General features: G+C 47.1%; 11 protein-coding genes. 8 read left to right on the top strand and 3 right to left on the bottom strand.

What is annotated here, in order from left to right; all coding sequences use genetic code 11:
- Window positions 1-47: 47 nt before the first annotated feature.
- The 3 genes from L3V37_RS11645 to L3V37_RS11635 form a co-directional block, all read right to left on the bottom strand.
- On the bottom strand, window positions 48-446 hold the full coding sequence (locus L3V37_RS11645) for a hypothetical protein (RefSeq protein WP_237306361.1): 399 nt from the start codon (window positions 444-446) through the stop codon (window positions 48-50).
- Window positions 447-548: 102 nt separating this feature from the next.
- Window positions 549-1151 (bottom strand): response regulator transcription factor, encoded by a 603-nt coding sequence (locus L3V37_RS11640; protein ID WP_237306360.1) that lies wholly within the window; start codon window positions 1149-1151, stop codon window positions 549-551.
- 25 nt (window positions 1152-1176) lie between these two features.
- A complete protein-coding gene (locus L3V37_RS11635) occupies window positions 1177-3009 on the bottom strand; it encodes a sensor histidine kinase (protein ID WP_237306359.1) in 1833 nt (610 codons plus the stop codon).
- 178 nt (window positions 3010-3187) lie between these two features.
- Here L3V37_RS11635 and dsrO point away from each other — a divergent pair, with 178 nt between their 5' ends.
- The 8 genes from dsrO (at window position 3188) to L3V37_RS11595 (ending at window position 13944) form a co-directional block, all read left to right on the top strand.
- Window positions 3188-3955 (top strand): sulfate reduction electron transfer complex DsrMKJOP subunit DsrO, encoded by a 768-nt coding sequence (gene dsrO, locus L3V37_RS11630; protein ID WP_237306358.1) that lies wholly within the window; start codon window positions 3188-3190, stop codon window positions 3953-3955.
- Window positions 3952-5082 (top strand): NrfD/PsrC family molybdoenzyme membrane anchor subunit, encoded by a 1131-nt coding sequence (gene nrfD / locus L3V37_RS11625; protein WP_237306356.1) that lies wholly within the window; start codon window positions 3952-3954, stop codon window positions 5080-5082. Before dsrO ends, nrfD begins: the two co-directional genes overlap by 4 nt.
- Window positions 5083-5099: 17 nt before the next feature.
- On the top strand, window positions 5100-8192 hold the full coding sequence (locus L3V37_RS11620) for a tetrathionate reductase subunit A (RefSeq protein ID WP_237306354.1): 3093 nt from the start codon (window positions 5100-5102) through the stop codon (window positions 8190-8192).
- 229 nt (window positions 8193-8421) lie between these two features.
- Window positions 8422-9033: a c-type cytochrome gene (locus L3V37_RS11615; RefSeq protein ID WP_237306350.1), complete on the top strand. Its 612-nt coding sequence runs from the start codon at window positions 8422-8424 to the stop codon at window positions 9031-9033.
- Between the two features lie 8 nt (window positions 9034-9041).
- Window positions 9042-10094 carry a c-type cytochrome gene (locus L3V37_RS11610; protein ID WP_086046930.1) on the top strand — a complete coding sequence of 351 codons (1053 nt, stop codon included), beginning with the start codon at window positions 9042-9044 and terminating at the stop codon, window positions 10092-10094.
- A gap of 301 nt (window positions 10095-10395) precedes the next feature.
- On the top strand, window positions 10396-11727 hold the full coding sequence (locus L3V37_RS11605; RefSeq protein ID WP_054729239.1) for a paraquat-inducible protein A: 1332 nt from the start codon (window positions 10396-10398) through the stop codon (window positions 11725-11727).
- Complete coding sequence (gene pqiB / locus L3V37_RS11600) at window positions 11720-13366, top strand: intermembrane transport protein PqiB (protein WP_005385808.1); 1647 nt, start codon at window positions 11720-11722, stop codon at window positions 13364-13366. The genes L3V37_RS11605 and pqiB overlap by 8 nt, the downstream gene beginning before the upstream one ends.
- Window positions 13366-13944 (top strand): membrane integrity-associated transporter subunit PqiC, encoded by a 579-nt coding sequence (locus L3V37_RS11595; RefSeq protein ID WP_237306349.1) that lies wholly within the window; start codon window positions 13366-13368, stop codon window positions 13942-13944. The genes pqiB and L3V37_RS11595 overlap by 1 nt, the downstream gene beginning before the upstream one ends.
- Window positions 13945-13980: the final 36 nt, after the last annotated feature.

The following is a 13980-nucleotide window of genomic DNA, read 5'->3' as shown; positions in this document are numbered from 1 at the left end:
AAACAAATGTGCTAAACCGCTGACGTTATTGGTCAGAAAGCACGTTTTTATTCTTGGAATACACAGAAAGTCAGATGGACTCGATACTTACGACCTATCGGCTCCGTCCAATGTTGTGCGCGAATATAAGCGCAGCACATCCAAATAGCCGACGCCAAAAGACCGACAAACAGAACAACAATAAATGCATCGAGTTGATGTTGAGAAAATTGAATTAACTTTTCAGACAATTCGCATTTGCTGGTTTCTTTAGCATCAATCGACTTGACGCTCGAACCCTCATCAGTAAGTGAAACAGTAGGCGATACCGTCTCGTACTTCATAGAGCATGACGATGCAAAACCTGAATTTTGCATCAGACACACAACCACCACCCAGCCAATAATCGCTAGTAGCCATTTTGCCCGCTTATGTGGCGTGTAATGTCGTTTAGTCAACAAACTCATAAGAATTCAGATAAAGTAAGAACGAAGAAGATAATACGCGAGTCGTCATAAAGCTCAAGTTGTATCCTCTAAATAGCCTTAAGAGGTTTCACTCTCTAAGCTTTAATCTAGCTTGCCATATATATATGCCAACTCTGCGACCGTTTTTGCCGAGAACTTCTTCAATAGATTGGCTCGGTGTACTTCAACCGTTCGCATTGCTATGCAAAGTTCGTCAGCAATACGAATGTTGCGCTTTCCTTCAATGATCAAACGTAAAATGTCTTTTTCTCTAGGTGTGAGCGACTCATAAGCCGATTTTGCTGCTGCCATATCGAGGTTTGTGACAGACCGTGCCTGTCCCTGCAAAATGGCTCGTGCCAGTTCATCGCCTTTGACTGGTTTTTGGAAGAAATTGACCGCCCCAGCTTGCAATGCATCGACCGCCATCGGGACATCACCATGCCCTGTCAGATAAATAACGGCCAACGGGCTGTTGGCTTGATTTAAAATTTGGTGCACTTGCTGACCACGAAGGTTGGGCATTCGACTATCAAGGATCACGCATCCGGCCTGATGAATGTTCACTTTATCGAGAAAAGATTGCCCATCAGCAAAAGTCGTCACGTTGAAGTCATGCTCTTCCAGCATAAAAGCGAGCGAGTCACGCACCGATTCATCATCATCGACTACAAAAACAGGTAGCTGCTTTTCACCGCTGTTCATTGAATGCTCCTATGCCTAGTTCAGATTAGTTTTGATATGGAAATACAAGCTCAACCAAACAACCATGTGGTGCTGTCGAGCTGATGACAAACTCGCCACCATGCATTTCCATCACATCGCGACAAATGGCCAACCCCAGCCCAAGCCCTTCTTCTTTGCTACTCACAAACGCTTGAGTCGGATTCTCTTGCTGCAACCCTGTACCATTGTCTAACACTCGAATAGAGAGTTGACTGATTTGGTAATCGCAATGCAGGGCAATTTTACCTTGATAACCTGATGAGTGATATTTCTCTTGGAACAAAGTACACGCATCAATCGCGTTGCTGATCACATTAACTAAAACCTGTTGTACGCCAACTGCATCGACAAGTAACGGACGAATGTTCCCTTCTGTACTGGCCACAATAGAAATGTTTTGCTTCTGCATTCTAAAATGGAGCAACTCAATCGTGTCATCAATGAGTACTTGAAGATCACACGACGTTTTGTCGACACTGCGCTTGCGAATCAACGTTCTTAATCGCTGAATAATTGCATCGGCTCTTTCAACTTGACCCTGTATTTTCTCAAGTACAGGGACAATATCTTCATGAGGGCGCTTTTTGGCCAAGCGAAGTAAACCGCCTTCACTATAATTGCGAATGGCTGCCAATGGCTGATTGAGTTCATGAGCAAGACTAGTGCCGATTTCTCCGACAATCGCGACCCTTTGTGAATGTTCTAACTGTTCACTTTTCTCTTTTAATCGTAACGATGTCTGCTCCAACACTTGCTTACTCTTACTAAATCGATACTCAAGCCAAAAGTGGTACGCGTTCAACACAATCACAAACATGAACAGCGCCCATGCCCATTCTTGATGACTACGCAGCCAGCGTAGAGCCTCACTCCACCAAGGTTGTTGCAACGGATGGAGATCCAACGCCTGATAAAGTTTGTCGATGCTCAGCAAGCTGACGGGGGACGTCCAACCTGACGCGCCTGCCGCAATAACCGCAGGGTGTTCAGGTGGCATCGCTAACAATACTTGCGCAATCTGTTTGGCAATCTGAGCTGAGCCGCGCTCTGTTTTGGCAAATGACCAGTTAGGATAAAGCGGTGTGGAAACAACGCATAACGAGCGCTCGTTCGGCTGTTGATTTAAAACTCGGTAATTACTCGGTTGTAAAAGCCCTTCACTTAGCATCTGTTCCAATAAACAAGCAGGGACAACGGCCGCTTCCACATTGCCATCACGTAATTGATACAGGTTGGCATCAATAGGAAAACCAAGATAGCGGACATCGGAAAAGAAATCGTTTGGATTAAGCCCCATTTTGACTATTTGATAGCGCATCGTGAGATAACCACCAAACGCTTTTTCTGATACCGCCGCAACGGGACGTCCTGAGACATCTTGCACCGTTTGATAACTTGAATTGGCTCGAACCACCAGCGCCGAACCAATGCCGTAATTCGAGTTTTGTGGTGCTCTGCTGGTTAGCGTTGCCATCCACGACAGCGCGTATTGCCTGCCCAATCGCACTGCCTGACCTGGGTTAGTTAAGATGAAATCCATGGTCTGAAACTTCACCGCTTCGCCCATTTCATCCAAGTTAAGGGGATGAAGGGCAAAATGCACATCGGAAATTTGCTGATTGAGCCAATCAATGGTCGGTTGCCATCTCTGCTCAGCATAAAGATGGCCGCGTATCGCTAACACGCCCACTTCAACTTTCTGCTTGGCCTGTGGCTGCTCTGCTTTTTGCTCTTGCATTCCTTGCAGATCTGCTTGTTCAGAAACTGAGCCCTGAGCCAAAGATGCAAAGACAACTAAGCAAAGAATCCAAAGCTGAAGCCACAGTGCTTTTTTCATGATGAGTCGAATCGTTCCGTCAAGAGAGTGCGACAAGAATAACAGCTACCTTCCCTAAACCACATTTGTTTTAGATCAAGTTTGATCTGGGTATGTGGAAATCCACAATATAAGCCTCGCAGTGCATTTCTCACAATGGAATCAGTCAATTCAAATACAACAAAAAAGCAGGTGAGTTATGGATTCCACCAAACGTCGCTTTCTCAGCGCGGTCACAGCCGGAGCCGCGTTAATTCCAGTCGCAGGCATTGGCACGGCAACTGCGGGAAACATTATTCGAAATAACCAGTCCGCTGACCGAAAAGGACAAGTCGGCAAGCGTTATGCCATGGTGATAGATTTGCGTAAATGTGTCGGATGCCAGGCTTGCACTGTGGGTTGCAGCATCGAGAACCAAGCGCCAATCGGTCAGTTCCGAACCACCGTAAAGCAGTACGAAGTCACGCTGGATGACGGTTCGAAAGCCACGCGAGAAGCAAAAGCCTTTATGCTACCGCGCCTGTGTAACCACTGCGACAACCCGCCTTGCGTGGCAGTGTGTCCGGTTCAAGCAACCTTTCAGCGCGAAGATGGCATTGTCATGGTGGATAACAGTCGCTGCGTAGCGTGTGCGTATTGTGTACAAGCTTGCCCTTACGATGCTCGCTTTATCAATGAAGACACCCTCACCGCAGATAAATGTACCTTCTGTGCTCACCGTCTAGAACAAGGTCTATTGCCTGCCTGCGTGGAAACCTGTGTTGGCGGTGCACGTGTAATTGGTGATTTGAATGATCCATCAAGTGAAGTCCGCCACTTAATTGCGAAGCACCAAGACGATATCAAAGTGCTAAAACCCAATGAAGGCACCAAGCCTCACGTGTTTTACATCGGCATGGATGAACGCTTCACCAGCCAGATCGACGGACAACCTGCTATTTACGACCCACAAGGAGATCGCGCATGAACATCACCGAAGTGTTAGTCCAACCTCAAGCGATGGCTTGGCTCCCGTGGGCGGTGCAGTATTTCTTCTACATCGGTTCGGCTTATGCGGCTGCTGTTTTATTCCTAATCGCCCTATTATTTGAAAAACACACCAGTCACAGACTGCGCGCTGCGCTTGTTCTGACGCTGGCCATCGGCGCCATCGTGGGACCATTAGCGTTAACTGGTGATTTACACCAACCGGGACGAGCATGGCATTTTTACGCACACATCACTCCGTGGTCATGGATGTCTTTGGGGTCGCTTTTCTTGCCTGTTTTCTCAGGTTTAGCGGTAGTGACTGCATGGCTGTATCTCCGCGAGGATCTTATCGCACTGCGAAATCAACCGGGAAAAGTACTACCTCTGTTATCTAAGTTGTCGCTTGGTGAATGGGCTATTTCTCACAAAGTGATGCTCACAATATCTGCAATCACCGTGTTATCAGGCTTAACCATCGCCCTTTATACTGGAGCTGAAATTGCAGTCGTTCAATCGCGCCCTTTATGGCACCAACCCGCGTCACCAATTCTTTGGTTTGTCACTGCATTTATGGGCGCGGTCGGATTTTCTCTGTTGATTTGGCTCTTGCTGCCTAGTCAGTCAAAGACGCTGACATCTGGCGATACTAATTTACTTAAAAAATCAGTGGTTACCAGCGGTGTATTAACGCTGATACTGCTACCGATTTGGGCATCCAACAATTCCGCATTTTCGCTCTATTCTAGCGAACAATGGATGCACAACATTGCCCTGCTCACTTTTGTCGTTTTAGGTTGTGTTTTGCTCGCTTTCATCTTCTTTCGCAATACCAAAAAGCCCGCATCAGCCAGATTTCGTCACATCATAGGTCTCGGTTTTGTGTCTGCTGCCGCACTGGCAAGTGCATGGCTGATTCGCTGGTTTACCATCATGGAAGTGCAAACCATCGCCAAGTTCGATGCAGGGCTGTATCCATACCAACTCACTATGGATGGAAATGGCTGGATAGGCATTATCGGCATGCTCGGATTATGGCTTGCACTGGCACTGCTCGGCTCAGAGCTGGTTCAACCAAAACAAAATATCGACGTAAAAGCCTCATCACTCACCTTAACTGAACGCTAATCAAAGAGGATTTCATCATGGATAACAAACGCCGTCAGTTTTTGAAATCAGGCATTGCAGTGGGTGGGCTTGGCGCATTCGCTGCGGGTTACGCCACCACCACCAAACACATGGTCGAGGGTGCGCTCGAAGGCACTGCGGGAGAAAAAACGCGTGATATTCACCACGGTAACTCGCTTGAACCAGAGTACACGGTCAACAGCAAAGGCAACCTAATCCCTAATCCAAATCAGCGCGTTGCGCCATCGATGTGCTTTGGTTGTTGGTCACTGTGCGGATTGCGTGTACGCATTGATAACCGCAACGACGAGATTTTGCGTATTACTGGCAACCCATATCACCCACTCTCTCATCAACAACACATTCCGTTCGAAACGCCAGTCAAAGGTGCTTATTTAAGTTTGGCAGGGGAAGCGGGCCTTGACGGTCGTTCAACAGCATGCGCACGTGGCAATGGGATGCTAGAAATTCGCAACAGCCCGTACCGCATTACTCAGCCACTGAAACGAGTTGGAGAACGCGGCGAAGGAAAATGGACTCCGATCAGCTACGAGCAATTGATAGACGAAGTCGTAGAAGGTGGTGATTTATTTGGTGAAGGCCATGTTGATGGCTTACGCGACATTCGCGATTTAACAACGCCCGTTGATCCTGAAAACCCAGAATATGGACCGAAAGCCAACCAATTGTTAATGACCAACGCTGGTAACGAAGGCCGAGACGACATATTCAAACGCTTCGCGTTCAACAGCTATGGTACACGTAACTTTGGGCATCACGGCTCTTACTGCGGCTACGCATTTCGTGCTGGCAGCGGCGCATTTATGAACGACTTAGATAAGAACGCACATTTGAAGCCAGACTTTGATAATGCGGAATACATCATCTTCATCGGTATGTCGCCTGCGCAAGCTGGCAACCCTTTTAAGCGTCAGGCGCGCCAACTCGCCAATGCGCGAACAGAAGGTGGCTTGGAATACACCATCATCACGCCAAGTTTGCCTGCGGGTTCATCGAGCTTGGCCGCCGGTGACAACAACCGCTGGATACCAATCAAACCGGGCACCGACTCTGCCCTCGTGCTTGGCATGATCCAGTGGATCATCGAAAACCAACGCTACAACAAAACCTTCTTGGCGCAGCCAGGGGCAAACGCGATGAAGCGAGCCGGCACCGCGCACTGGTGTAATGCTACGCATCTCGTGATAAGCGATAATCAGCACCCGAGAAACGGCACGTTTTTACGCGCGTCGGACTTGAATCTGCCATTCGAGGGCGAAGCGTTGTCTGACTCCGACCCGTACGTCATCGTGGATGAGCAAAGCGGCGAATTTGGTGTTCATACCCAAGCTGAGGAAGCGGCACTGTTTGTCGATAAAACGGTTTCGCTTGCATCGGGCGAAGTGCGCGTAAAATCGTCTCTACATAGACTCAAAGAAGAGGCGTTCAAATACAGCCTTGCGTTCTACAGCCAACAATGTGAAATCCCTGTCGAACAAATTGTTGAACTAGCAAAGCGCTTCACCAGTCACGGAACAAAAGCGGTGGTCGATACCCACGGTGGCAACATGCACACCAATGGGTTCTATAACTCGTTTACCATCATGATGCTCAATGCGTTGATTGGTAACATAAATATGAAAGGCGGCGCGATGGCCAAAGCGGGTGGCTACCCAACTTCCGCTGCGGGCCCTCGTTACGACTTCACCAAATTTGCTGGCAAAGTCGGCCCGAAAGGCGTCTTTTTGTCGCGCAGTAAATTCCCCTACCATAAAACCAGCGAATACAAACGTCGCGTTGAGGCAGGTGAATCCCCTTACCCAACTCGCGCGCCTTGGTATCCGTTTGCCGCGCCACTGCTGACAGAGCACCTATCTGCGGCTATTGATGGGTATCCATACCGCGTAAAAGCGTGGATCAACCACATAGCGAACCCAATGTATGGTGTACCCGGTTTGAAAGCGCTGCTGGAAGACAAGCTTAAAGATCCAAAACAACTCGGTTTGATTGTGTCTGTTGATGCGTTCATTAACGAAACCACCGCATTGTCGGATTATATTGTGCCGGACACGGTCACCTACGAAAGCTGGGGTATGGCAACGCCTTGGCACGACGTTCCGGTGAAAACCGTCACCGCTCGTTGGCCGATTGTGGAAGCGCGAACAGAGAAAACCGCCGATGGTCGTTCGATTTGCTTAGAAAACTTTTTGATTGATGTCGCCAAGAAAATGCAACTAGGCGGCTTTGGTGACAACGCGATTCAAGATACGCAAGGGAATTGGCACGCCCTCCACAGCGCTGAAGATTTCTACTTACGTTCCGCGGCAAACTTGGCTTATGTGAAAGGCGGGGTGCCTGAAGTTTCGGCAGAAGACATTGCGTGGTCCGGCCTAGAGCGTTTAATGCCAGCCATGCAGAAGACGCTGACAGCGGATGAGATGAAACGTGTGGCGTTTATTTTTGCTCGCGGTGGACGTTTTGAAAATGCAACCGAAGCGTATCAAGGTGAGCAAATGAAGCACAAATGGACGCGACCTGTCGCGATATGGAATGAACGTGTCGGCAGCGCAAGAAACACCATGACCGGTGATTTCTACACGGGTTGCCCAACATGGCATCCACAAAAACTGGCCGATGGCACACCAATGGAAGACCAGTTCCCAAGCTCAGAATGGCCTTTCAGCCTGACGAACTTTAAATCCAACATTCACAGTGCGGTATCCAATCTATCGCCAAGGTTGAACTCGATTAAAGGCGTAAACCCAGTGTACATCCATCCAATCGATGCCGAGCGCGCAGGCATTAAAACGGGTGATGAGTTTGTTATCGAGACACCATCTGCAAGCACCAAAGCACTTGCGATGATAGTCAGCGGGATTCGCCCTGGCACACTCGGATTTGAACATGGGTTTGGTCATACCGAGCTAGGACAACGCTCGCACTGGATCGGCGATAAACAGCAACCCATAAAAACTCGCAGCCAAGATGGTGTCAACATTAACGACATCGGATTAATTGACCCAACCCGAGAAGGGAAAGGCGTGTTGTTGGATTGGGTCGTGGGCGCGGCGGCACGTCAGTCCCTGCCGGCCAAAATCCGCAAAGCGTAACGCCGCACGTTAAGACGTCTCTACCACTTAGAGCTGCCGATTTGTGCAGCTCTTCACCACTTTGTTTTTATCGCTTATAGAACAACCAATAAAAACAAATACGGCCATTTACACTTATTAAATATGTGGAAATCCACAATACCTTTCATTATTGACAAGGCCGACAATATTGTCCAAGTGACTACCAAGTAGCACTTAGACATATTAATAAAAATTAAAGTGAGTCAGCATGTCAAAAATTCTTCCAGTGGTGGTGGCCTGTTTGTTAGCAACCACTATGGGCGCAAGCGCCTCGTCTATTCCGGAAAAAGCCAGCGTATGTAGCGGTTGTCACGGCCAAGATGGCATGGGACAGCCAAATATCGCGCCGATGATCGCTGGTTTAAACGCGAATTATCTCAACACTCAAATCGAACTATTCCTTAGTGGCGAACGCCAAAATGTGGTCATGCAAGGCATGGCGAAGGAACTCAGCGATCACGCAGACCGTAAGGAAGTTATGGAGTACTTTGCTAACCTCCCGAGCTACGAGTTCACGAATCCAGAACAACGCGGCGACCAAGCTGATATTCGTAACCCGTATCGTAAATTAATTTTCCAAGGCGATTGGGATAGAAACATTCCAGCTTGCGCGACTTGTCATGGAGCCAGCGGTATGGGCGTCGACAAGTTCCCTCGCCTCGCAAGCCAACATGCTGATTACTTAAAAACGCAATTGATGGCATGGAAAAACGGCACTCGCAGTGGTGACCCGCTCAATATGATGGGGACCATCGCAAAAAATCTCACTGACAAAGAGATCGAAAATCTTGCTTACTACTTTGCCTCATTACGTTACTAGGAGCAGTCATGAAACGTTTCTATTCTTTGTTCGCACTGCCTTTCATTTCTACGCTCGTATTAGCTAACGATCTGTTACCGGACCGCCAGAAAGAGCTACCTGCGATAGAAAAAGAAAAGCACGGTGAATACTTAAAACCGCGTGATCTCAGCACAATCCCAAACACCGCATTTGGTGAGCAAGTAAAACGCGGTTACTCGCTCTTTGTTAACTCACAACAAATGCGCGGAAAATACGTTGGCAACGAACAAAACTGTGTGAACTGCCATATGGAGGCAGGACGAAAAGCAAACGCTGCGCCACTGTGGGCAGCTTACATGGCATACCCGGCATATCGTAAGAAAAACGATCGCGTAAACAGCTATGCTGACCGTATCCAGGGTTGTTTCGAGTATTCCATGAACGGTAAAGCGCCCGCTTACGATTCGCCAGAAATTGTTGCCCTTAGTGCTTACGCCTACTGGTTAGCGATGGGCGGTTTGCTTGACAAACATGGTATGGCGGATGAACCCATTCCAGAGCTAGACGCAAAAGCGTTGCAAATTGGTGGAAAAGCAAAAGACTTTCCGTTGCCCGAAGCCATCGCACAAGCACTACCAGTTGAAAAGCGAGGTAATCTCTCTGGGCGTGGCTACCCAAAAATCGCCGCCCCTGAGCAAGAACCATCAATAGAGCGAGGCGCATTGGTCTACGAAAAGAACTGTGAAACTTGCCATCGCGCCGACGGTTCAGGCATCAAAGACACCAACGACCATTCATACATTCCACCACTTTGGGGCGAATATGCGTATAACTGGGGCGCAGGTATGCACCGGATTAACACTGCAGCCTATTTTATTTACGAAAACATGCCGCTTGGGAAAAGTGTGCAGCTGACAGAGCAAGAAGCTTGGGATGTCGCAGCATACGTCAACAGCCATGAGCGTCCACAAGATCCTCGATTCAAAGGCAATGTCACCGCAAACGCGGAGAAATATCACCAGCACCAAGGCTATTACGGCAAAACGCTCAACGGTACGCAAGTCGGCTCCAATGCCTTTAAGAGCGGAACGGTCAAGTAAAGTACAACTAAGCACCTTAAATAAAATGCTCTTTTTCCCTGCTCAGATTATCTGGGCAGGATTACTTACCCTTAAAAACAAGTAATTACCCCTCCACAGACAAGCAATATCACATTATTTTCGGCTTCCAACATACTCATCTTGGCCGTAAAATCTTGTACCAAACGCGACTTCGTTTATGTCTTAGATCTCCCATATGCTCTAATGCCAAAAGTAAGAAACTCGTAAACTCCTGAATCAAAACAAGCGTGCCTAGTGAAAAAAGAGTATTCTTAAAGCAAATGAATCTAAAACCTACCCGATGAGTATTCAACCTAATTCCCGTCAGTTAATTTCATGCGAAGAGTGCGGCCTTGTTGTTCGCATTCCCGATATCGAACAGGGGCAAAAAGCACAATGTCCTCGATGTTCGCATTCGCTGACTAAAGTGAATGCCAAGCCTTACCAAAGCGTGATCGCCATATCATCGGCATGTTTGATCATGTTAGTGCTAAGCATTTCTTTCCCTTTTATGTCGTTCAGCGTGCAAGGGTTGTCGCAAGAAATCACCTTATTGCACGCTGCAAAAATGCTGGCTGAGTTTCAAAATGTGCTTTTGGGTGTGCTGTTACTCGCAACAGTTATCGTTTTACCTGCAATCTATGTTGGCCTCATTCTCTTTCTTCACCTTGAAGCATTAAAAGCACGTAAACATACCCCCTCTAAAAAGCAGCAACGAATGGCAAAAGTTTTATGCCGTCTTCTGTTTCGAGTCGAACCCTGGTTAATGGTGGATGTCTTTTTGATTGGCGTGTTGGTCAGCTTAATTAAAATCGCTTCCCTCGCAGACATAGGAATGGGCACTTCATTCTGGGCGTTTTGTGTATATACCGTTCTGGTAGTCAAATGCATATCAATGGTCGACAAAAGCTGGCTCTGGGGGCACTTTATTCCAGCTATCGAGCTATCTAATGTAAAAGAGGGCGATACGCACCATAACCACAACCATATTGGTTGTCATACGTGTCACCAGCTCAACCCTATTGAAGCTAAAAAACACCAACACTGCATTCGTTGTAAAAGCCCTATTCACAAATACAACCCCGCAGACAACTTACAAAAAGCTTGGGCGCTTTTGTTTGCTTCAGTCATTTTCTATATCCCTGCGAACCTCTACCCTATGATGTACACCGTAAGTCTTGGACATGCAGAAGGTTCAACTATCATGGAGGGGGTAATATTGCTTTGGCATTTAGGTTCTTACCCTATTGCGATGGTAATTTTCTTTGCTAGCGTATTTATTCCAATGGCGAAAATGCTGGCACTCGCGTGGCTGTATTACAATGCGCAAAAAGCGCGATATCTTCCGCACGAAGAGAGTATTTCACGCTTAAAGATCTACCGTATAACTGAGTTTATTGGTCGTTGGTCCATGATCGATATCTTCGTCGTCGCGATCTTAGTTGCACTGGTTCAGCTGCAAAACTTAATGGCGATTTATCCAGGTCCTGCTGCGCTCTCTTTCGCGGCAGTGGTCATTTTTACTATGCTTTCTGCAATGATATTTGACTCACGTTTGTTGTGGCAATTGCCACAAAACGAAGTGCAGGAGCCGATTTCTGACAACTTAAACGAGAAAGCCAAATATGAGTGATGAGAACAACGTAACCGCTCAAATAAAACCGCAAAAGCAGATTTCTGCGATATGGATTGTCCCGATCCTTGCGCTAGCCATGGGAGCGTGGATGCTGTTCCAATATATCAACAGTACAGGCCCACAAATTACTCTCCAACTGCCAACCGCAGATGGGATTGAGGTTGGCAAAACCGAAATCCGAGCATTGAATGTAAAAGTCGGACTGATTACTGAAGTCACTCTCAGTGAAAATTACGATCACATCATCGCTAAGGCACAAATGAACAAGGATGCAGAACGCATGCTGCGAGATGACACCATGTTTTGGGTGGTGAAGCCTCGTATTGGCCGTGATGGCGTTTCAGGTTTAGAGACCTTGCTCTCTGGCGCTTATATCCAACTTCAGCCGGGTAAATCTAAGATAGAGAAAGAGCGCTTTACGGTCTTAGATGTTCCCCCAGTGGCCTCTCCTGATGCGGAGGGGCTACGCCTTGTGTTAACACACCGCGAGGCCGGTAAACTAGGCGTTGGTGACCCCGTCATTTATAAAGGCTTTACGGTTGGTCGTGTAGAGAAAACTAGCTTTGATGTTGACACTCGCAAAGCGTTATACCAACTCTTTATTTTCAAGCCTTATGACAGCTTAGTGCGCACTCGTACCAAGTTCTGGCTGAATTCTGGCGTAGATTTACAGCTCAATGCTGAAGGGTTCGAAGTCAAGTTTGGCTCATTAGAGAGCATGCTAACGGGTGGTGTTACCTTCGATACCGTTCCAGGTCTTGAATCCGGTGAACAGCTCACTGAAAATATGGTCAACTTCCGCTTGTACGATGATATTAAACAACTTCGAGAAGGCATGTACGATGATTATATTGAATTCGTTATGCTTTTTGATGAATCGGTACGAGGACTTAAACGTAAGGCACCTGTCGAATATCGAGGCTTGAGAATTGGTACTGTGATGCGTGTACCAATGCGACTTCCAACCCCAGAAGAGAACTTTTCTGCGAAAAAAATTCCTGTATTGGTACGTATCGAGCTCGGCCGTGTTTATGGCGATTTCCAATCCCAATCTTTACCAATGTTAAAAGATAAATTGAAGAATGAGTTTGCTAAAGGCCTACGTGGTACTTTAAAAACAGGTAACTTATTAACAGGCGCACTATATGTTGACGCCGACTTCTATCCAAATGACGAACCTTACGTACCGAGTAAGTTTGCTGATTTAGATGTTTTCCCAACCATGCGTGGTGGTTTTGCGCAGGTTCAGCGCCAAGTGAACGACTTCCTAAATAAGATTAATAACTTACCGATGGAAGAAACGCTAGATTCTCTCAATTCAACGTTAAAAACGTCTGAAAAAACGTTAGCTTCAGCAGAACGCGTGGCGGACAGTATTGATAAACTTTTGAATCAAAAAGAGACGCAAGAGATCCCAACAGATATTCGCCAAAGCTTACAGCAATTACAAAAAACACTCGATGGTTATGGACCCAACTCAACCATGTACAGCGAAATGGAAGCCACGCTAAAAGAATTAGAAAGCGTGATGACAGAGTTTAAACCCGTACTTAAACAGCTAAACGAAAAGCCAAACTCTCTCGTGTTTGGAGAAGATGAAATCAGTGACCCAATACCAGTTAAAGGCCAAAACTAATGAAACGAGTATTCTTTCTGTCTATCGCGCTATTTGTCGGTCTAACGGGTTGCAGTAGCGCTCCGCAAACTAAAGGAGCTATGTACCTTCTACCTAAGGCGGAACCAGTGACGCTGAGCTCTTCTGATATCGCTCAGCGCCCAACTTTAGTTGTTCGTCCAGTGACATTGGCGAGTTATTTGAATGATAGTGGCATTGTTTATCGAACCTCTGAGACCCAAGTTATTCAGGCGAAACACAATCAATGGGCGCACAGTATTTCTGAGCAAATCACTCAGAGAGTCGTCTCGGAACTACGCCACAAGCAAAGTCATTACTGGCCGACTGAAATGAATAATCTGCTGGATCAAAGCGGTGAAGCCAAACTACAGCTTACGTTAAATAAATTTAATGGCAGCTACAAAGGTAATATCGAAATTGAGGGGGAATGGTTACTCATCAATGCCGAAGGTAAGGTAGAAAACAGCGCGCCAATACAAATCTCTCAGCCGCTTCAAGGTGAGGGCTATGAAGCGCTCGTCAACGCTTTATCCATAGGCATAGAAAGCCTAACCTCAGACATTGCCAAACAACTCTAAGTCAATGTTAATTACAGGGAAGCAAGTTGCTTCCCT

The organism is Vibrio sp. D54 (genome assembly GCF_021728075.1).
In the GTDB taxonomy this organism is placed as follows: Bacteria; Pseudomonadota; Gammaproteobacteria; order Enterobacterales; family Vibrionaceae; genus Vibrio; species Vibrio alginolyticus.
Note: the sequence above shows the minus strand (reverse complement) of the source record. Positions and strands in the feature narration are given on the sequence as shown.

Coding starts and splice junctions, on each gene's coding strand:
- L3V37_RS11645 (WP_237306361.1), bottom strand. CDS start 446: ATGAGTTTGTTGACTAAACGACATTACACGCCACATAAGCGGGCAAAA.
- L3V37_RS11640 (WP_237306360.1), bottom strand. CDS start 1,151: ATGAACAGCGGTGAAAAGCAGCTACCTGTTTTTGTAGTCGATGATGAT.
- L3V37_RS11635 (WP_237306359.1), bottom strand. CDS start 3,009: ATGAAAAAAGCACTGTGGCTTCAGCTTTGGATTCTTTGCTTAGTTGTC.
- dsrO (WP_237306358.1), top strand. CDS start 3,188: ATGGATTCCACCAAACGTCGCTTTCTCAGCGCGGTCACAGCCGGAGCC.
- nrfD (WP_237306356.1), top strand. CDS start 3,952: ATGAACATCACCGAAGTGTTAGTCCAACCTCAAGCGATGGCTTGGCTC.
- L3V37_RS11620 (WP_237306354.1), top strand. CDS start 5,100: ATGGATAACAAACGCCGTCAGTTTTTGAAATCAGGCATTGCAGTGGGT.
- L3V37_RS11615 (WP_237306350.1), top strand. CDS start 8,422: ATGTCAAAAATTCTTCCAGTGGTGGTGGCCTGTTTGTTAGCAACCACT.
- L3V37_RS11610 (WP_086046930.1), top strand. CDS start 9,042: ATGAAACGTTTCTATTCTTTGTTCGCACTGCCTTTCATTTCTACGCTC.
- L3V37_RS11605 (WP_054729239.1), top strand. CDS start 10,396: ATGAGTATTCAACCTAATTCCCGTCAGTTAATTTCATGCGAAGAGTGC.
- pqiB (WP_005385808.1), top strand. CDS start 11,720: ATGAGTGATGAGAACAACGTAACCGCTCAAATAAAACCGCAAAAGCAG.
- L3V37_RS11595 (WP_237306349.1), top strand. CDS start 13,366: ATGAAACGAGTATTCTTTCTGTCTATCGCGCTATTTGTCGGTCTAACG.